Source organism: Pseudomonas sp. BW16M2 (genome assembly GCF_014268865.1).
Classification (GTDB): Bacteria; Pseudomonadota; Gammaproteobacteria; order Pseudomonadales; family Pseudomonadaceae; genus Aquipseudomonas; species Aquipseudomonas peradeniyensis.
This window is the reverse complement of the sequence record NZ_JABWRI010000007.1, coordinates 64,752-83,580: the sequence shown is the minus strand read 5'-3', so window position 1 is coordinate 83,580 and position 18,829 is coordinate 64,752. Positions and strand designations below refer to the sequence as shown.

Annotated in this window: 14 protein-coding genes and 1 pseudogene; 11 read left to right on the top strand and 4 right to left on the bottom strand. The window is 64.5% G+C overall.

Features of this window, described 5'->3' with window-relative positions; translation table 11 throughout:
* Positions 1-70 precede the first annotated feature (70 nt).
* The gene (gene norR, locus HU735_RS09060; RefSeq protein WP_186713215.1) at positions 71-1,621 is read left to right on the top strand and encodes a nitric oxide reductase transcriptional regulator NorR; all 1,551 of its coding nucleotides are present in this window, start codon (positions 71-73) and stop codon (positions 1,619-1,621) included.
* 160 nt (positions 1,622-1,781) lie between these two features.
* Positions 1,782-2,681 (top strand): chemotaxis protein, encoded by a 900-nt coding sequence (locus HU735_RS09055; RefSeq protein WP_050703794.1) that lies wholly within the window; start codon positions 1,782-1,784, stop codon positions 2,679-2,681.
* A gap of 219 nt (positions 2,682-2,900) precedes the next feature.
* Here HU735_RS09055 and HU735_RS09050 read toward each other — a convergent pair whose 3' ends face one another.
* Positions 2,901-4,628: an anti-phage dCTP deaminase gene (locus HU735_RS09050; protein ID WP_186713214.1), complete on the bottom strand. Its 1,728-nt coding sequence runs from the start codon at positions 4,626-4,628 to the stop codon at positions 2,901-2,903.
* A gap of 187 nt (positions 4,629-4,815) precedes the next feature.
* On the opposite strand from HU735_RS09050, the gene HU735_RS09045 reads away from it, so the two are divergent.
* Positions 4,816-5,121, top strand: coding sequence for a hypothetical protein (locus HU735_RS09045; RefSeq protein WP_050703793.1), 306 nt, complete (start codon positions 4,816-4,818; stop codon positions 5,119-5,121).
* Complete coding sequence (locus tag HU735_RS09040; protein WP_186713213.1) at positions 5,118-5,852, top strand: YkgJ family cysteine cluster protein; 735 nt, start codon at positions 5,118-5,120, stop codon at positions 5,850-5,852. Before HU735_RS09045 ends, HU735_RS09040 begins: the two co-directional genes overlap by 4 nt.
* 116 nt (positions 5,853-5,968) lie before the next feature.
* Here HU735_RS09040 and HU735_RS09035 read toward each other — a convergent pair whose 3' ends face one another.
* Complete coding sequence (locus HU735_RS09035) at positions 5,969-7,552, bottom strand: PAS domain-containing methyl-accepting chemotaxis protein (RefSeq protein ID WP_186713212.1); 1,584 nt, start codon at positions 7,550-7,552, stop codon at positions 5,969-5,971.
* A 222-nt stretch (positions 7,553-7,774) separates the two neighbouring features.
* On the opposite strand from HU735_RS09035, the gene HU735_RS09030 reads away from it, so the two are divergent.
* The 6 genes from HU735_RS09030 (at position 7,775) to HU735_RS09005 (ending at position 16,150) form a co-directional block, all read left to right on the top strand.
* Positions 7,775-8,938 (top strand): efflux RND transporter periplasmic adaptor subunit, encoded by a 1,164-nt coding sequence (locus HU735_RS09030; protein WP_186713211.1) that lies wholly within the window; start codon positions 7,775-7,777, stop codon positions 8,936-8,938.
* Complete coding sequence (locus tag HU735_RS09025; protein ID WP_186713210.1) at positions 8,935-12,027, top strand: multidrug efflux RND transporter permease subunit; 3,093 nt, start codon at positions 8,935-8,937, stop codon at positions 12,025-12,027. The genes HU735_RS09030 and HU735_RS09025 overlap by 4 nt, the downstream gene beginning before the upstream one ends.
* A 9-nt stretch (positions 12,028-12,036) precedes the next feature.
* On the top strand, positions 12,037-12,708 hold the full coding sequence (locus tag HU735_RS09020; RefSeq protein ID WP_028689812.1) for a heavy metal response regulator transcription factor: 672 nt from the start codon (positions 12,037-12,039) through the stop codon (positions 12,706-12,708).
* 141 nt (positions 12,709-12,849) lie between these two features.
* Positions 12,850-14,265, top strand: a complete 1,416-nt coding sequence (locus HU735_RS09015) for a heavy metal sensor histidine kinase (protein ID WP_186713209.1) — start codon at positions 12,850-12,852, stop codon at positions 14,263-14,265.
* Positions 14,266-14,395: 130 nt separating this feature from the next.
* Positions 14,396-14,620 carry a hypothetical protein gene (locus HU735_RS09010; RefSeq protein WP_050703787.1) on the top strand — a complete coding sequence of 75 codons (225 nt, stop codon included), beginning with the start codon at positions 14,396-14,398 and terminating at the stop codon, positions 14,618-14,620.
* Positions 14,621-14,824: 204 nt separating this feature from the next.
* A complete protein-coding gene (locus tag HU735_RS09005; protein ID WP_186713208.1) occupies positions 14,825-16,150 on the top strand; it encodes an OprD family outer membrane porin in 1,326 nt (441 codons plus the stop codon).
* Between the two features lie 13 nt (positions 16,151-16,163).
* Here HU735_RS09005 and HU735_RS09000 read toward each other — a convergent pair.
* Positions 16,164-16,406, bottom strand: a pseudogene (locus HU735_RS09000) (DUF3077 domain-containing protein); the annotation flags it as partial.
* A complete protein-coding gene (locus HU735_RS08995) occupies positions 16,403-16,642 on the bottom strand; it encodes a hypothetical protein (protein WP_062575113.1) in 240 nt (79 codons plus the stop codon). The pseudogene HU735_RS09000 and the gene HU735_RS08995, both read right to left, overlap by 4 nt.
* A gap of 553 nt (positions 16,643-17,195) precedes the next feature.
* On the opposite strand from HU735_RS08995, the gene HU735_RS08990 reads away from it, so the two are divergent.
* On the top strand, positions 17,196-18,692 hold the full coding sequence (locus tag HU735_RS08990; RefSeq protein WP_186713266.1) for a sensor domain-containing diguanylate cyclase: 1,497 nt from the start codon (positions 17,196-17,198) through the stop codon (positions 18,690-18,692).
* Positions 18,693-18,829 lie beyond the last annotated feature (137 nt).

Genomic DNA, 18,829 nt, shown 5'->3' with positions numbered 1-18,829 from the left:
GGGTCTTGAGCACATCAGTGTCATAAAGACACACTCAGGCGTATAGTCATTACGACCAACAGGAGTCCATATGACTGCAAAGCCCCTGCTCACCGCCCTCCTCCCCCTGGTCAGCGACCTCTCCTGCGACCTGCCCGACCAGGAACGCTACCGCCGCCTGCTCGACGCCATGCGCGGCCTGCTGCCCTGCGATGCCGCGGCGCTGCTGCGCCTGGACGGTGAGTGGCTGGTGCCGCTGGCGGTGGACGGGCTGTCGCCAGACACCCTGGGACGGCGCTTCAAGGTCAGCGAGCATCCGCGCTTCAAAATTCTCCTCAGTCGCCCGGAGCCGACCCGCTTCGCCAGCGACAGCCAGTTGCCCGACCCTTATGACGGCCTGGTCAATGCCGAGCATGTCGACCTCGAAGTCCACGACTGCATGGGCTGCCCGTTGATGGTCGACGAGCGCCCCTGGGGCCTGCTGACCCTCGACGCCCTCACCCCCGGCCAGTTCCAGAGCCTGGAGCTCGACGCCCTGCAGGCCTTCGCCAGCCTGGCCGCCGCCACGGTGACCGTGGCCGAGCGCATCGAGCACCTGGCCCTGCGCGCCGAGGACGAACACCAACGCGCCGAGGTGTACCGCCAGGCCAGCGGCCAGGACCGCGAACTGATTGGCCAGAGCAAGGCGCACAAACGCCTGGTCGAGGAGATTCGCCTGGTCGGCGGCAGCGACCTGACCGTGCTGATCACCGGCGAGACCGGCGTCGGCAAGGAACTGGTGGCCCAGGCCCTGCACCGCGCCAGCCAGCGCGCCGACAAACCGCTGGTCAGCCTCAACTGCGCCGCCCTGCCCGACACCCTGGTGGAAAGCGAACTGTTCGGCCATGTGCGCGGTGCCTTCACCGGCGCCCACGGCGAACGCCGGGGCAAGTTCGAGCTGGCCAACGGCGGCACGCTGTTCCTCGACGAGGTCGGCGAGCTGCCCCTGGCAGTGCAGGCCAAGCTGCTGCGGGTGCTGCAGAGCGGGCAGCTGCAGCGGCTGGGCTCGGATCGCGAGCACCGGGTGGATGTGCGCCTGATCGCCGCGACCAACCGCGACCTGGCCGAGGAAGTCCGCAGTGGCCACTTCCGCGCCGACTTCTATCACCGCCTGAGCGTGTATCCACTGCAAGTCCCGCCGCTGCGCGAGCGGGGTCGCGATGTGCTGCTGCTGGCCGGCTACTTCCTCGAGCAGAACCGCTCGCGCCTGGGGCTGGGCAGCCTGCGCTTGTCCACCGACGCCCAGGCCGCGCTGCTGGCCTATGGCTGGCCGGGTAATGTGCGCGAACTGGAGCACCTGATCGGCCGTTCGGCGCTCAAGGCGCTGGGGCAACACGGGCAGCGGCCGAAGATTCTCACCTTGGAAGCGGCCGACCTCGACCTGCGCAATGTGGCGCCGGCCCTACAGGTAGAAACCGAGGTGCCGTCGGTCGATGCGCCGTTGCCCGAGGGTGGACTGCGCGAAGCAGTGGATGACTATCAGCGGCAGATCGTCGAAGCCTGCCTGAATCGTCATGGGGACAACTGGGCCGCCGCGGCGCGGGAGCTGGGGCTGGACCGGGCCAACCTGAGCCGGTTGGCCAAGCGATTGGGACTGCGCTGAAAACGCCATCGCGGGGCTAGCCCGCTCCCACGCAGACAGCGCATACCTTGTGGGAGCGGGCTAGCCCCGCGATGGATTGCAAATAGCAAACTAAGCTAAAGCCTGACGCCAAAAAGCCGATAACCCGGCATCCTCCACCATTTCGAACCGAAGGTTGCCCATGGCCACGCAAAAAGCCCGCGCGGACTCATTGTCCCTGCTGCTGTTCACCCTGCGCAGCGGCAAGCTGATGGCAATCAACCTGCTCAAGGTCAGCGAGATCATCCCCTGCCCGCCGCTGACCAAGCTGCCGGAGGCCCACCCACACGTCAAAGGCGTCGCCACCCTGCGCGGCAACTCGCTGTCGGTGATCGACCTGTCCCGCGCCATCGGCGAAATGCCCCTGGCCGACCCAGACGGCGGCTGCCTGATCGTCACCGAGATCAGCCGTTCGCGCCAAGGCCTGCACGTGCAGGCGGTGAGCCGCATCGTCCATTGCCTGAGCACCGACATCAAGCCGCCGCCCTACGGCTCGGGCAACCGCTCGTTCATCACCGGCGTGACCCGGGTCGACAACACCCTGGTGCAGGTGCTGGACATCGAGAAGGTCATCCACGGCATCGCCCCGCCGCAGCACGAGCCGCACCCGGGCGAAGTCAGCGAAGAGGACGCCAGCCTGCTGGCCGCCGCCAACATCCTGGTGGTGGACGACAGCCAGGTCGCGCTGCAGCAGTCGGTGCACACCCTGCGCAACCTCGGCATCGAATGCCATACCGCGCGCAGTGCCAAGGATGCGATCAACGTTTTGCTGGAGCTGCAAGGCACCGACAGGGAGATCAACATCATTGTCTCCGACATCGAGATGTCCGAGATGGATGGCTTCGCCTTCACCCGTACTCTGCGCGAAACCCCGGATTTCCAGCATCTGTACATCCTGCTGCACACCTCGCTGGACAGTGCGATGAGCGGCGACAAGGCCAAGCTGGCGGGGGCCAATGCGATCCTGACCAAGTTCTCCTCGCCGGAGCTGACCAACTGCCTGGTGACGGCGGCGCGGGCGGTGGTGTTCGAAGAGCGCTGAAAGCCAGAGCGTGAAGAGCCATGCGAGTGCATGGCTCTGAGGTTTCAGCGGCTATTCGTCGACTGAGGGCGGGTCTGCGAAGCCTCCCTGAAAACAACTGGCTCTCGGTTCGGAGCCTTTACAGCCTCTCGCTTCCAGACCGGCCATTGCTGGACCTTTTCGCGGCACTCATCGAGATAACGAAGAAATTCCTCTTTACTTCCGCTCATCGGAATCACCCTACAAGTACGTTGACAAAGTATACCCGGCCATATATTCGCGATCGATATATGAGCAAGGCTGCATCTGGGTTCGCAATTTAGCATTTGCTGCAGTCCAGTCAACCGCTTGACCATCCTCGGTCTTACGTATGACAGCGTAGCCACTGCCCAGATTCATGGAAAACAGATCAAAGAAACTTCTTGGTCCAACGCCGATGAAGGCATCAAAAAATACCCCTTTACGCGACCGCTCCAGGGAAATCGAGTCCGAATGAAATTTCTGCGCTTTACTCTTTGGATAGGGCTCGACATACACCACACGATCAACACCCGCGGCGATGATGTGCTTCGCGCAGTTATGGCAAGGGTAGGTGGTGCAATACAACGTGCTATCGACCGCACTTACCCCCATCCGTGAAGATGACAACAGCGCTTCCATTTCCGCATGAACAACCCGGCCATACTCGGTGATATCTTTTATTCCACTATCTCTTATCAAGGGCGCCACTTCATCCCGACAATGTTCGGGCAGTGAACGAATAATATTTTCTATTATTTCCTTTTTTTGTATGGCATTGGAATCCTCGCCTCGCTTGTAGTCCCTTCCATCCTCCTCATCCACAATTTCATGAGCATCATTCTTGCTAGGCCAGTACAGACCGCCTCCTGCCTTGGGTACATCGTTAGCCCCTGTTGCGATGATGCAATCGTGCTTGGTCAGTACAGCACCGACCTGACGCGACAGATCAGCGGACCTCAGTGAGGCAGAAAAAGCCATGAACATCGCATACTCATCGAAGGTGGGGGTAACGTAGGGTTTTCCGAACAACAGATCCAGAATCCGCCAGACCTGATTCTTGAGGGCATCAAGATTCCCGTCATAGCTGACAAAGAAGTCAGACAAATGATAGGTGTCGCGGGTGTGCTGCCCGCAGGCCTCCTTTTCGTTTTCATCTCGTGAAATCAGATCCGCCGCCTGCTCCTCGGTCAATCGTAAGTCATCGAGAAGATAGCGACTTCTACGTTCATGGTCCGCATGCACCCCGATCAGGAAGAAGCCCCCGGCATAGATCTTACGTAATCGCTGCACCTCAAACGGTGTTTTCAGAGAGTTGATCAGATAGGCATTTCGACCAGGCTCCGCCTGACTCTCCTGAGCTCTCAATTGGCTGATGGCGACAGCAGCGCCCAACGCCAGTATCGAATTATCTCCAGACGCCTCCCTTAACCGATTACCTTCACACATGTACCTGTCGATACGCTCAGCGCGATCCTGGGTATCCGGAACGTTCCCGATCTTTGCAATAACATCAGTGGATATACGAATGACGTGTGAGGTATAGCGAAACGCCTTGAGCCGTTCCTCGACTATTTGGCACACCACTTTCAGGTCAGTTCCCAGTGCCCCGACAAGTCCAAGAACCAGCTCGGAATCCGCATAGGAATCATCCAGGAAGGACATATTCATAACTTCAGGAGCGTGCGCAAGGTTCTCCATGAGCGGCCTGGCGTCAGACAGAGCCACACCCGCCTGTGACAGTACCCCTCTTACCAATTGCTCCAGTTCCCGGGACGACTCCGGCTTCCCCTGAAAACTCAGTTCACCCGTGCCCGGATACCAAGACATCACACCACCGCTACGGGCGCGAAATTCATACTGGTTCGGGTTAAGTTCTTTCCATGATCCAACCTGCGCCAATACTTCCAGGCGCTCCTTCAACTGCGCGAATGATCCCTCGAAACGCATTCCATGACCTCACAGTTACCCATTGGCTTTCGAATCCCTACAGGTATAGCCACGAATCATCCTCTTTCCAGCGCGAGCAATGGTTGCTAATAAAGTTTCAGATTTCCGCTAAAAATGTAGGAAAATTCGCAATTTGCGTTGCGCCAATGGGAAGGCATAATTCCCTCTCTTGTTGAGGTCATGCCCCATGCTACGTTCGATACTGCTTAGCCTTTCGTTACTAACCGTTTCCGCCCAAGCTTCGACGCCACAAGCCTGGAGCGACCAGCGCCAGCACATGCTCAAGGCCTGCCTGGCCGCCAGCCAGTTCAAGGATGCCCACGCCCTGGGCAAACCCGCCGAGTTCGACGACCAGGTCGGTTACAGCGCGCTGCTGATCGAGGGCACCTACCCCCAGAAGCACATGCAGAACCGCACCGGTACCGAGCTGTGCCTTTACGACCGCCAACGCCAGCAAGCCTTCACCAGCGAATGGGAAGCCGGCAAGCGATGAGCGACAGTATTCGCTTCGCCTGCACCGGCTGCGGTAAATGCTGCACGGGCCATCATGTGCCGCTGACGCTTGCCGAGGCCCGCCAGTGGGCGGCTTCCGGCGGCCAGGTGGTGGTGCTGATCGAAGGGTTCATTGCCGATGGCCCTGGCATGCTGGCGGACCAGCGCGAGCATGTGCTGCGCCGCTCGTTCCCGGTGCCCTGTGGCGCTGGGCAGTTACACGTATCGGTCACCTTCGCCGCCTTCAACCCGGGGCGCTGCCGCAACCTTGACGACAACGACCTGTGCGGCATCTATGAAAGCCGGCCGCTGGTCTGTCGCATCTACCCGGCGGAAATCAACCCACACCTGCCGCTGCGGCCGGAAAACAAGGACTGCCCGCCCGAGGCTTGGGAACAAGGGCCTGAGCTGATTCATGGCAGCCTGCCAGTGGATGAGGGGCTGCGCGCCTTGATCGAGGCCTCGCGCCAGGCGGACCGCGACGATATCGCCGCCAAGGTGGCGATCTGCCAGGCGCTGGGGATGACCACCAGCGCGCTGAAGGGCAACGGGTTTACCGCGTGGCTGCCGGACATGGCAGCGTTCGCTGCGGTGCTGGAACAGTCGCCAACAGCGGTCGATGGGCCGTGGGTGGTGCATGTGCAGGACGAGGCGCTTGCGACCGAGCTACAGGATCACCGCCTGCAGGTGACGGGCGAAGCGCCGGTCTACTACGCGTTCATCGGTTTCTAGCTAGGTCCAATCGCGGGGCAAGCCCGCTCCCACGCCCGGCCCCTTCGAGGCTTCGAGGCCAACATTGTGGGAGCGGGCTTGCCCCGCGATAGGGCCGGCACTGACAACTCAGTCAATCACTGACACCGCCGCCAGAACTCATCCGCCAGTCGCCGCAGGTCCTTGGCCAGGTCCGCCACGTCACTGGCGCTGCTATGGCTGCGCTGCCCGACACTGACCGTCGCCTCGCTGGCCTGGCGAATGCTGGTGATGTTGCGGTTGATGTTCTCGCTGACCTGGCTCTGCTGCTCCACCGCCGCGGCGATCTGCAGGCTCATCTCGTTGATCTGGTTGACCCGCACGCTGATGCTGTCCAGCGCATCGCTGGCCAGCTGCGCCTGCTCGACACTGTGCCCGGCATGGGCGCTGCTCTGCTGCATCACCTGCACCGCCGCGCGGGCGCCGTCCTGCAGGGCGGCGATCATGCGCTGGATATCGTGGGTGGACTGCGCGGTGCGCTGGGCCAGGCCGCGCACCTCGTCGGCGACCACCGCGAAGCCACGCCCCTGATCGCCGGCCCGCGCCGCCTCGATGGCGGCGTTGAGCGCCAGCAGGTTGGTCTGCTCGGCGATGCCGCGAATCACATCGAGCACCCCGGAGATCTCGCTACTGTGGTTCTCCAGCTGATGGATCACCTCGCTGGCCTCGACCAGCGAGCCGGCCAGGTCCTGGATCGCGCAGCGGTTGCGGTCGACCAACTGGTGGCCGGACTGGGTCTCGTCCTCGGCCTGGTCGGCGGCCATCGCCGCCATCTGCGCGCTGCTGGCCACCTGGGCGACGCTGGCGCTCATCTGGTGGATCGCGGTGGCCACCTGGTCGGCTTCGCTCTGCTGCTCCAGGCTGTTGGCGTGACTGCTGTGCAAGGCCTCGACCAGCGAGCCGGAATGCCCGGCCAGACGTGACGAGGTGTCGCCGATGCGCCCGACCACCGCCCCCAGCTGCGCCTTGAGCATGCGCATGGCGAACTCGATCTGCCCCAGGCCATCACCCCGGCCGGTGTACAACTGCTGGCTCAGTGGGTTGTCAGCGATCGCCTGGGCCTGCTGGCGCAGCCGCTCGTAGGGGCGTAGCAGTGCCAGGATCGCCAGACTGCTAAGGCCTGCCGCCGCCGCCACTTCTACCAGCGATTCCAGCAGCGGCGCCCCCAGCCACCACTGCCCGGCCCCCAGCACCAACGCCAGCACGGCACCGACCGCCAACGACAAGCGCGAACCCAACTCCAGCACCGGCAAGCGCTCGCGCCAGCCACGCCGGCCTTCGCGCAGACGCGCATAGCAGCGCTCGGCCGCCGCGACCTGCTCGGCCCCGGGCTTGGTCCGCACCGACTGGTACTCCAGCGCCTGCCCGCCGCTGCTGATCGGCGAGACGAAGGCGCTCACCCAGTAGTGGTCGCCGTTCTTGCAGCGGTTCTTCACCAGCCCCATCCACGAACGACCGGCCTTGAGTGCCTGCCACATCTGGGCAAACGCCTGGGGCGGCATGTCGGGATGGCGGACAATGTGATGGGCGTTGCCCAGCAGTTCCTCGCGGGAGAATCCGCTGACCCGCAGGAAATCGTCGTTGGCATAGGTGATGCGGCTGTCCAGGTCGGTGGTGGACAGGATGTTGGCGTCGCCGGGGTAATCCACTTCGCGACCGGTAACAGGCATATTGCACTTCATCGGAGGCTCTCGTTGTTGTACGGGAAATCGGCAGGGCGTACGACTGTAGGGGCAAACGTCGGTGCAATATTGATCCATGGCAGGATATTGGCACTTGGCCATCAACCCGCCGAAACTGACAGCCGTGACAGCCAGGCGTCACGCTGCCGACCCGGTCGGCGCGCTATAACCCTGCAATAGCCGAATCTTTTTCCCAGCCCCTTGGTCAAGGTGCCCGCCCCGATGCGACGTCCGTCCCGCTCCCTCGTTCTCGCCGCCCTGGCCCTGGTCCTGCTGGCCGCCGTTGGCACTTGGCTGGGTGTACGCCAAGAGGCCCCGGCCAGCCGCACCGCCAGCGCGATCCCGGTGCGGGTGGTCGCGGTGACCCAGCAGGACGTGCCTCGCTACCTCAGCGCCATCGGCTCGGTACTGTCGCTGCACAGCGTCGAGGTCCGCCCCCAGGTCGAGGGCGTGCTGACCCAGGTGCTGGTCAAGGAAGGCCAGTGGGTCAGCCAGGGCGACCTGCTGGCCACCCTCGACGACCGGGCGATCCGCGCGAACCTGGACCAGGCCCGTGCCCAGCTCGGCCAGACCCAGGCGCAGTTGCAGGTGGGCAACGTCAACCTCAAGCGCTACCAGCTGCTGAGCACCGACGACGGCGTGTCGAAGCAGACCCTCGACCAGCAGCAGGCCCTGGTGAACCAGTTGCAGGCAACCCTCAAGGGCAACCAGGCGGCCATCGACAATGCCGCGGTGCAGCTCAGCTACACGCAGATCCGCTCGCCGGTCACCGGTCGCGTCGGCATCCGCAACGTCGACCCCGGCAACCTGGTGCGCACCAGCGACACCCAGAGCCTGTTCAGCGTCACCCAGATCGACCCGATAGCCGTGGAGTTCGCCCTGCCTCAGCAGCAGCTCCCCGTTCTGCAGGGCTTACTGAAATCGCCCACCGCCGCCGAGGTCGAGGCGTACATGGACGCCGACGGTGAACGCAGCCTGCTCGCCAGGGGCCACCTGATGCTGATCGACAACCAGGTCTCGGCCACCACCGGCACGGTGCGGGTCAAGGCCGAGTTCGACAACAAGGACGGCCGCCTGTGGCCCGGCCAACTGGTCACGGTACGCCTGCGCACGGCGGTGGACGAGGACGCCCTGGTGGTGCCGCCACCGGTGGTGCAACGCAGCATCGACGGCCACTTCGTCTATCGCCTGGACGGCGACAAGGTCAGCGCCGTGCCGGTCAAGGTGGTGTACCAGGACAGCACGCTGAACGTCATCGCCGGGGTCAAGGCCGGCGACCGCCTGGTGCTGGACGGCCAGTCGCGGCTCAAGCCCGGCAGCACCGTCGAGGTCACGCCCGACGCCCCCGCCCCGGCGGAGATGGCCGACCGCAGGAGCCAGCCATGAACACCCGCAACGGCGTCTCGGCCTGGTGCATCGACCACCCCATCGCCACCCTGCTGCTGACCTTCGCCCTGGTGCTGCTGGGCGCCATCGCCTTCCCGCGCCTGCCGGTGGCGCCCCTGCCCGAGGCCGACTTCCCGACCATCCAGGTCACCGCCCAGCTGCCCGGCGCCAGCCCGGAAACCATGGCCTCGTCGGTGGCGACGCCCCTGGAGGTGCAGTTCAGCGCCATCCCCGGCATGACCCAGATGACCAGCAGCAGCGCCCTGGGCTCGACCAACCTGATCCTGCAGTTCACCCTCGACAAGAACATCGACACCGCCGCCCAGGAAGTCCAGGCGGCGATCAACACCGCCACCGCGCGCCTGCCCCAGGACATGCCCAGCCCGCCGACCTGGCGCAAGGTCAACCCGGCCGACAGCCCGGTGCTGATCCTCACCGTCAGCTCGACGCAGATGCCCGGCAATGAGCTCAGCGACTACGCCGAGACCCTGCTGGCCCGCCAGCTCAGCCAAATCGACGGGGTCGGCCTGATCAACATCACCGGCCAGCTGCGCCCGGCCATCCGCGTGCAGGCCCAGCCCGAGAAGCTCGCCGCCATCGGCCTGACCCTGGCCGATATCCGCCTGGCCATCCAGCAGACCAGCCTCAACCTGGCCAAGGGCGCGTTGTATGGCGAGCACAGCGTGTCGACCCTTGCCGCCAACGACCAGCTGTTCCACCCCGAGGACTACGCCAAACTGATCGTCAGCTACCGTAACGGCGCGCCGGTGCACCTGGCCGATGTGGCCAAGGTGATCGATGGCGCCGAGAACGCCTACGTGAAGGCCTGGTCCGGCGACCGGCCGGGGCTCAACCTGGTGATCTTCCGCCAGCCCGGCGCCAACATCGTCGACACCGTGGACCGGGTGCTCGACGCCCTGCCGCGCCTGCAGGAGATGCTGCCGGCGGCGGTCGATGTCTCGGTGCTGCAGGACCGCACCCAGACCATCCGCGCCTCGCTGCACGAGGTGGAGCTGACCCTGATGATTGCCGTGGCCCTGGTGATCGGGGTGATGGCGCTGTTCCTGCGCCAGTGGTCGGCGACCTTCATCGTCTCCAGCGTGCTCGGCGTGTCGCTGATCGCCACTTGCGCGCTGATGTACGTGTTCGGCTTCAGCCTCAACAACCTCACCCTGGTGGCCATCGTCATCGCCGTGGGCTTCGTGGTGGATGACGCCATCGTCGTGGTGGAGAACATCCACCGCCACCTGGAGGCCGGCGACGACATCCGCACCGCCGCGCTCAAGGGCGCCGGCGAGATCGGCTTCACCGTGGTGTCGATCAGCTTCTCGCTGATCGCCGCGTTCATCCCGCTGCTGTTCATGGGCGGCGTGGTCGGTCGGCTGTTCAAGGAATTCGCCCTGACCGCCACCGCGACCATCCTGATTTCGGTGGTGGTCTCGCTGACCCTGGCACCGACCCTGGCCGCGCTGTGCATGCGCCGCCCGCCCGAGGAGCAGCACGGTGGCCTCGGCCAGCGCCTGGTGCGCTGGTACGAAAAGGGCCTGGACCGGGCCCTGGCGCACCGGCGCATCACCCTCGGCGTGTTCGGCCTGACCCTGGCGCTGGCGGTGGCCGGCTACGTGGCCATCCCCAAGGGCTTCTTCCCGTTGCAGGACACCGGTTTCATCCTCGGCACCACCGAGGCGGCGGCGGATGTCTCCTACCCGGCCATGATCGAGAAACACCAGGCCCTGGCGAAGATCATCGAGGCCGACCCTGCGGTGCGCGCCTTCTCCCACTCGGTCGGCGTCACCGGCAGCAACCAGACCATCGCCAACGGTCGCTTCTGGATTTCCCTCAAGCCCCGTGGCGAACGCGACGTCTCGGCCAGTGAATGGATCGACCGCATGCGCCCGAAACTGATGCAGATCCCCGGCATCGTCCTCTACCTGCGCGCCGGGCAGGATATCAACCTCAGCTCCGGCCCCTCGCGCACCCAGTACCAGTACGTGCTCAAGAGCAACGACGGCGTGGCCCTGAACCTGTGGACCCAGCGCCTGACCGAGCGCCTGCGCGAAAATCCGGCGTTCCGCGACCTGTCCAACGACCTGCAACTGGGCGCCAGCGTCACCCGCATCGACATCGACCGCCAGGCCGCAGCGCGCTTCGGCCTGACCACCACCGACGTCGACCAGGCGCTGTACGACGCCTTCGGCCAGCGCCAGATCAGCGAGTTCCAGACCGAGACCAACCAGTACAAGGTGATCCTCGAACTGGACGCCCGCCAGCGCGGCAAGGCCGAGAGCCTCAACTACTTCTACCTGCGCTCGCCGCTGTCCGGCGAGATGGTGCCGCTGTCGGCCCTGGCCCATGTCGCGCCGCCCAGCACCGGCCCCCTGTCGATCAGCCATGACGGCCTGTTCCCGGCGGCCAACCTGTCGTTCAACCTGGCCCCCGGCGTAGCCCTGGGCGATGCGGTGCAGATCCTCGAACGCACCCAGCGCGAGCTGGGCATGCCCGACTCCATCGCCGGCAACTTCCAGGGCGCGGCCCAGGCGTTCCAGAGCTCGCTGTCGAGCCAGCCGTACCTGATCCTCGCCGCGCTGGTGGCGGTGTACATCATCCTCGGCGTGCTCTACGAGAGCTTCGTGCACCCGCTGACCATCATCTCCACCCTGCCCTCGGCGGGCCTGGGCGCGCTGATCCTGCTGTGGCTGATGGGCCAGGACTTCACCATCATGGGCCTGATCGGCGTGGTGCTGCTGATCGGCATCGTCAAGAAGAACGGCATCCTGCTCATCGACTTCGCCCTCGACGCCCAGCGCCACCAGGGCATGACGCCCGAGCAGGCGATCCGCCAGGCATGCCTGGTGCGCTTCCGTCCGATCATCATGACTACCCTGGCCGCGCTGCTCGGCGCGGTGCCGCTGATGTTCGGCTTCGGCACCGGCGCCGAACTGCGCCAGCCGCTGGGCATCGCCGTGGTCGGCGGCCTGCTGGTGAGCCAGGCGCTGACGCTGTTCACCACCCCGGTCATATACTTGGCCCTGGAGCGCCTGTTCCACCGCCGCCGGGCCGCTGCCGCCCCCGCGCCGATCGCCAGTTGAGACAAGACCATGCGTGTGCTGATCATCGAAGACGAAGAGAAAACCGCCGACTACCTGCATCGCGGCCTCACCGAACAGGGTTTCACCGTCGACCTGGCCCGCGACGGCATCGACGGTCTGCACCTGGCCCTGGAAGGCGACTACGCGGTGATCGTGCTCGACGTGATGCTGCCGGGCCTGGATGGCTATGGCGTGTTGCGCGCACTGCGGGCGCGCAAGCAGACGCCGGTGATCATGCTCACCGCCCGCGAGCGGGTCGAGGACCGTATCCATGGCCTGCGCGAAGGCGCCGACGACTACCTGGGCAAGCCGTTCTCGTTCCTTGAACTGGTCGCCCGCCTGCAGGCCCTGACCCGGCGCAGCGCCATTCATGAACCGTTGCAGATCCAGGTGGCCGACCTGTGGATCGACCTGATGGCGCGCAAGGCTACCCGCGCGGGATCGCGCCTGGACCTGACCGCCAAGGAGTTCTCGCTGCTCAGCGTGCTGGCCCGGCGCCAGGGCGAGATCCTGTCCAAGACCGCCATCGCCGAGCTGGTCTGGGACATCAACTTCGACAGCGACGCCAATGTCGTCGAGGTGGCCATCAAGCGCCTGCGCGCCAAGCTCGACGGGCCGTTCGACAACAAGCTGCTGCATACCATTCGAGGCATGGGTTATGTCCTGGAGCACCGTGGATAAGCTGCGCGATATCGCGCTCACTACGTACATGGCGTGGGAGCGGGCTTGCCCCGCGATGCAGACGCTGCGGTGGATGGCACCGGCTTGGCCGGTGTTCGCGGGGCAAGCCCGCTCCCACGAACCTCCGACGGGCAATCGGACATGAACCTCTTGCGTGCCAAACCCGGCAACTCCATCGCCCTGCGCCTCTCGGCCCTGTTCACCCTGGTGGCCCTGGCCGTGTTCGTGCTGATCGGCAGCGCCCTGTACCGCCAGGTCGACCGCAGCCTCGACCTGCTGCCAGCCGCCGAACTGGACGCGCGCTTCAGCGTGCTCGAATCCACCCTCAACCGCTACGGCACCCCCGAGCACTGGGCCAAGATCAACAACAAGCTCAACCTGCTCAGCGAGGAAGACCGACGCATCCGCTTCTGGGTGGTGAGCAGCAACCCGGCCTTCGAGTACGGCCATCCCACCGAGCAGGTGCGCGGCTTCGCCGAGGGCGCGCCGGGCATGCGCGACCTGCGCCTGAGCGACAGCCCCTACCCGTACAAGGTGCTGGTCAGCGAACTGCCGGCGCTGGGTGAGCGCCCGCCGCTGCGCTTTCTGATCGGCATCGACACCGAGACTTTCTGGCAGGCCCAGCACAGCCTGCTGGTGGCCATCGTCGGCCTGGCCGCCTTCGGCGTGCTGCTGGCCTCGCTGCTCGGCTACTGGGTCGCGCGCATCGGCCTCAGGCCCCTGCTGGCGCTGTCGGACGAAGCCCAGGCCCTGGCCCCGCCACGCCTGGACGGCCGCCTGCAGACCCGCGACCTGCCGCCGGAGCTGGCGCAGTTCGCCGGTGCCTTCAACGCCGCCCTCGACCGGGTCAGCCAGGCCTATTCGCAACTCGAGGCCTTCAACGCCGACGTCGCCCACGAACTGCGCTCGCCGCTGACCAACCTGATCGGCCAGACCCAGGTCGCCCTGACCCGTGGGCGCAGCGCCGAGCACTACTTCGAGGTGCTGCAATCGAACCTCGAGGAGCTGGAGCGGCTGCGCAGCATCATCAACGACATGCTGTTCCTGGCCAGCGCCGACCAGGGTAGCAAGGCCACCTCGCTGACCAGCGCCTCGCTGGCCGAGGAAGTGGCCACCACCCTCGACTACCTCGACTACATCCTCGAGGACGCCCAGGTCAGCGTCAGCGTCAGCGGCGACGCCCAAGCCTGCTTCGAAAAGGCCCAGCTGCGCCGGGCACTGATCAACCTGCTAAACAACGCCGTGCAGCACACCGCGCCGCACCAGGTGATCCAGGTGCGCATCGAGGCGGGCGAGGAACAGGTCAGCATCGCCGTAAGCAACCCAGGACCGGCAATTGCCGACGAGCACCTGCCGATGCTGTTCGAGCGCTTCTACCGGGTGGATGCGGCCCGCGCCAACAGCGGCGGCGGCAACCACGGACTGGGCCTGGCCATCGTCAAGGCGATCGCCCTGATGCACGGCGGCAGTGTTTTCGTGCACAGCGAAGCCGGGGCCAATACCTTCGGTATCAACTTGCCGAACGCTCAACTACGCGGGTTTGCGGTAAAAGTCTGAGTGTTTTTGCTGTGATCATTACTTTTTGCGCAACAGTGCTTATCTAAACAGCCTCTGTTTCCTCGCTGTTTACAGGACTAACTTTAGCCCTGTCTCCATTAGCACTTGCCCCGCAAGAAGGTTGCATCAAATGTCCAACAGTATGGGTATTGCCAGCGTGTTCGTCCTGTCTTCCCTGTTGTTGTCGCCCCTGGCCATGGCAGAAGAATCCCCGGCCTTCGTCGCCCGTAACGCAGAATTTGCCGCGGTTCACCAGGAGGCTCGCGAAGCCTACGCCGCGCAACAGGCCGATGCGGTAAAAGACGCACGGCAGACCGCTTCCAAAGTCTCTGTCGACACCGATGCCGACAGCTGATCGGCCCCGCGCCGGTTTCCAGTTTTCCCTTGGCTACACCATGGGCAGTGCCCGTGACGATATGTTAGCCTTTCAAAGCCGCTGCCTTTCAGCGGCTTTTTTTATGCGTCGAAAATATCAGCCTGGCTGTTACGTCTCTAATAAGAACTTGCAGACACGACAATAAAAAACTGCCCCATCGCTTGACCAAAGGAGTTTGTACCGGTGTCTTTTGCGTTTCGTTTCACCCCGTTGTTCGTTGCATTGGCCGCAACGATGCCCATGGCCGCACAGGCCGATGAAGACAAGGCTGATGGCTTCATCGAGGGGTCCACGCTGAACCTGCATTTCAGAAATGCCTACTTCAACCGTAACCAGCTCAACCGCGAGCAGCGTGACAATCGCGAATGGGGCCAGGGCGCCGTGGCGCGCTTCGAGTCCGGCTACACCCCCGGCGTGATCGGCTTCGGCCTGGACGCCCACGCCATCCTGGGCCTTAAGCTGGACGGTGGTGGCGGCCACGCCGGCACCTCGATCCTGCCAAGCCACGTCAAGGACGATGGCAGCCTGGGCGCGGCGCCGCATTCGTTCTCCACCGCCGGCGGCGCGATCAAGCTCAAGGGCTTCGACACCGAGTTCAAGGCCGGTGACCTGTTCCTCACCAACCCGGTGATCGCCGGTGGCGAAAGCCGCATGCTGCCGCAGACCTTCCGCGGCGTCGCCGTGACCAACCGCAGCATCGACGGGCTGATGCTCGAAGGCGGCAAGGTCAGCTTCACCAAGCCGTACAACCAGAGCGGCCACCGCCGCATCAACACCTACTACAGCCAGCAGACCACCGAGCAGGACAGCCAGAACCTGAGCTGGGCCGGCGCGTCGTGGAGCGGCACCGAAGGCGTTACCGCCAACGTCTACGCCGCCGAGCTGAAGGACATCTGGAACCAGTACTACGCCGATTTCGACTACACCTACCAGGTCAACGACCTGGTCAGCCTGAACCCAGGCGTGCACTTCTACCACACCCAGGACACCGGCCAGTCGAAGCTGGGCGACATCGACAACAACACCTGGAGCGTGCACTTCACCGTGGCCGCCGGGTACCACAGCGTCACCGCAGCCTACCAGCGGGTCAACGGCGACACGCCGTTCGACTACATCAACCTGGGCGACAGCATCTTCCTCGACAACTCGCGCATGTACTCGGACTTCAACGCGCCGAACGAGCGCTCCTGGAAGCTGCAGTACGACTATGACTTCGCCGGCCTCGGCATGCCGGGCCTGAGCACCTCGCTGTCGTACTCGCGCGGCAAGGCCGACCTGACCAAGGCCAGCCAGGACACCCAGTACTACGCCTTCTATAACGCCGACGGCGAGAATGCCCGGCACTGGGAGCGCGACTTCGACGTGAAGTACGTGTTCCAGCAAGGCCAGCTGAAGGACCTGTCGGTGCTGCTGCGCTATGCCACGCACCGGGCCAACGCGGCGTACTCGGACATCCAGGACAATGACGAATTCCGCGTGATCGTGGATTATCCGTTGAACGTGTTCTGATCCGGAACCGATCGCGGGGCAAGCCAATCTCCAGGTCATTGATCAACGCCTTGGCCATGGCGCTGAGGATCCGCGCCGCACTCCCCGCTTTCAAATCCCCTTCCATTTCCGCCTCGGTGGTCAGGTGCAGAATGCAACCCTGCAGCACCGACAACTCGTTGAACGCCAGGCTGAAAGGCACATCGGGTTCAACACGAAAACACTCCAGGAACGTCGAAACGCCGGCAGTGGTACAAGGTTCGGGCTGCTCGCTCATGGCTGCACCTCCAGCGACCTGGCGTGGGCCATCAAACAGCTCAGCAACCGGCTGAGGATGGATATGTTATCCACCAGGATCTCGGGACGCTCATCCACGGGAAAGGCCATGTAGACATCGCAGGTGCGAGTCATCATGGTCATCAGGACGGCGGCATGCTCCCAGACTTCGGCCAGCGGCAGGTGGTCGATGATGGAGATGTAAGGGATGGGGGGGTCAGGTACTAGCTTTTTCATTCCGAATCGCTCATGTCGATTGAAGAAATCGCCACTTGAACCTTTCTCACGGGATTAGGTGGCAACCGTGCACGGGGTGAGAAACCGAGGACATGAAACCCGGCCAGACCAGAGGTCTGCCCGAACACGGCTGCCATTGAAGTGGCCGAAAGACATATCGTCAGGTTCTCACACCCGGTCACCAAATCTGGCGACCCGACGACCTTAGCCCTGATGTATTTCCCGGCCTATCCAGACCCTTCCGGCAGACGCGTAGGATAGGTCCCAAGCTCAGCCCAACTGAAGCATTTGGTTTCAGATTCGGAAATGTCGTACACCCCATCGCGGGGCAAGCCCGCTCCCACGACCATGGTCCTGGTCCTAGCCCTGGCCCTGGCCCTGGCCCTGCCGAATGGTGGGAGCGGGCTTGCCCCGCGATGGGCCTACTGAATCATTTCCGTCGGCCAAATCAGCTTTGATCTTGTCCGACAATCCCGCCTTGCCTAAAATACCGCCGCCGCTTTCCGGCCCACTCCCCATGGATCCCGGGGCTTATGCAGTTGCGAGCATGACGTTGCCCACCCGATCACCACGATCCGCCCTGTACAAGTCGCACCCCGAGCTGGTCCTCAACCTGGGCAGCTGCCTTGCCGTGCTCGCCATCGTGGCCATCGTCAGCTACCTGCTGGCCCGCGAGCGCGACAGCGTCGAGCAATCGGAAATGCGCTCTTCGAGCAACATCGTGCAGTTGATCGAAAGCGATATCCTGCGCAACGTCGAACTCTACGACCAGTCGCTCAAGGGCCTGATCTGGGCCGTGCAGCACCCCGAGCTGCTCAACGTGCCCGCCAAGCTGCGCCAGCAGATCCTCTTCAACCAGGCCTTCTCCGCCCCGGTGCGCGGCGACATCCTCTGGCTCGACGCCAAGGGCGACGTGCTTGGCGACTCCACCAGCGCGGTGCCGCGCCAGGCCAACTTCGCCGACACCGTGGCCTTCCAGGCCCACCGCGACCGCCCGGGCCTGGGCCTGCTGATCAGCCCGCCGTTCAAGGCGCGGCTGGGCAACCTGGACTGGTGCATCAGCTTCAGCCGACGCATCTCCGGCGCCAACGGCGAATTCCAAGGCCTGGCCGCCGGGGCCCTGCGCCTGTCCTACTTCAACGAACTGTTCCAGCGCCTGGACATCGGCGTGGACAGCAGCATCAACCTGCTCAACACCGACGGCCAGCTGCTGGCACGCCAGCCGACCCGCCCGCAGGATCCGTTGATCGGCACCAGCTTCAGCGAACGCCCCAACTTCAAGCGCATCCTCGAAGAACGCAGCGGCAGCTTCACCGCCCGCTCGACAGCGTACGAGGGCCAGCGCCTCTACACCTTCGCCCGGGTTGCCGACCTGCCGCTGATCGTGCTGGTGGCGCACTCGGCCGACGAGGTGTTCCAGTCGTGGCGCCGCACCGCGATCGTGGTCAGCGTGGCCACCGGCGTGCTGTGCATCGGCATCCTCTGGCTGACCCTGCTGCTGGGCCGTGAATTGCGCCGCCGCCACGATGCCGAGCAAGGCCTGGCCACGCTTGCCGCAACCGACAGCCTGACGGGCCTTGCCAACCGCCGTCGCCTGGACCAGGTGTTGCGCCAGGAATGGGCGCGCGCCCAGCGCAACCGCAAGCCGCTGGCGGTGCTGATGGTGGATGTGGATCACTTCAAGGCGTTCAACCAGCGCCATGGCCATGCCGGCGGCGACCATGTGCTGCGCGAGGTGGCCACGACCCTGGAGCTGTGTATCCGGCGCCCGGCGGACCTGGCGGCGCGCTATGGCGGGGAGGAGTTCCAGGTGGTGCTGCCGGAGACCGAACTGGCCGGCGCCCGGCTGCTGGCCGAGCGCATTCGCGCCAGCGTCGAGGCGATGCCGCCGTTTGGCGATGACGAGCGGTCAGTGACGGTCAGCGTGGGGATCGGCTTGCATGTACCGGGCAACGCGCAGGATCTGTCGGCGCTGCTGGCCGATGCGGACGAGGCGTTGTACCGCGCCAAGGCCAATGGCCGGAATCGGGTGGAAGGGCCCGAGGATTGAATGTAGTTCTTTGATCCAACTGGGTTAGCGTGGGAGCGGGCTTGCCCCGCGATGCACTCGATGGCACCGGCTTCGCCAGTGATCCGGGCGGTGCGGCGTTCCGACAAGCCCGCTCCCACGATGTTCCAGTCAAACAA

What these genes read in the sequence shown, in the direction of transcription:
- norR (WP_186713215.1), top strand. Translation starts at nt 71, where the DNA reads ATGACTGCAAAGCCCCTGCTCACCGCCCTCCTCCCCCTGGTCAGCGAC.
- HU735_RS09055 (WP_050703794.1), top strand. Translation starts at nt 1,782, where the DNA reads ATGGCCACGCAAAAAGCCCGCGCGGACTCATTGTCCCTGCTGCTGTTC.
- HU735_RS09050 (WP_186713214.1), bottom strand. Translation starts at nt 4,628, where the DNA reads ATGCGTTTCGAGGGATCATTCGCGCAGTTGAAGGAGCGCCTGGAAGTA.
- HU735_RS09045 (WP_050703793.1), top strand. Translation starts at nt 4,816, where the DNA reads ATGCTACGTTCGATACTGCTTAGCCTTTCGTTACTAACCGTTTCCGCC.
- HU735_RS09040 (WP_186713213.1), top strand. Translation starts at nt 5,118, where the DNA reads ATGAGCGACAGTATTCGCTTCGCCTGCACCGGCTGCGGTAAATGCTGC.
- HU735_RS09035 (WP_186713212.1), bottom strand. Translation starts at nt 7,552, where the DNA reads ATGAAGTGCAATATGCCTGTTACCGGTCGCGAAGTGGATTACCCCGGC.
- HU735_RS09030 (WP_186713211.1), top strand. Translation starts at nt 7,775, where the DNA reads ATGCGACGTCCGTCCCGCTCCCTCGTTCTCGCCGCCCTGGCCCTGGTC.
- HU735_RS09025 (WP_186713210.1), top strand. Translation starts at nt 8,935, where the DNA reads ATGAACACCCGCAACGGCGTCTCGGCCTGGTGCATCGACCACCCCATC.
- HU735_RS09020 (WP_028689812.1), top strand. Translation starts at nt 12,037, where the DNA reads ATGCGTGTGCTGATCATCGAAGACGAAGAGAAAACCGCCGACTACCTG.
- HU735_RS09015 (WP_186713209.1), top strand. Translation starts at nt 12,850, where the DNA reads ATGAACCTCTTGCGTGCCAAACCCGGCAACTCCATCGCCCTGCGCCTC.
- HU735_RS09010 (WP_050703787.1), top strand. Translation starts at nt 14,396, where the DNA reads ATGTCCAACAGTATGGGTATTGCCAGCGTGTTCGTCCTGTCTTCCCTG.
- HU735_RS08995 (WP_062575113.1), bottom strand. Translation starts at nt 16,642, where the DNA reads ATGAAAAAGCTAGTACCTGACCCCCCCATCCCTTACATCTCCATCATC.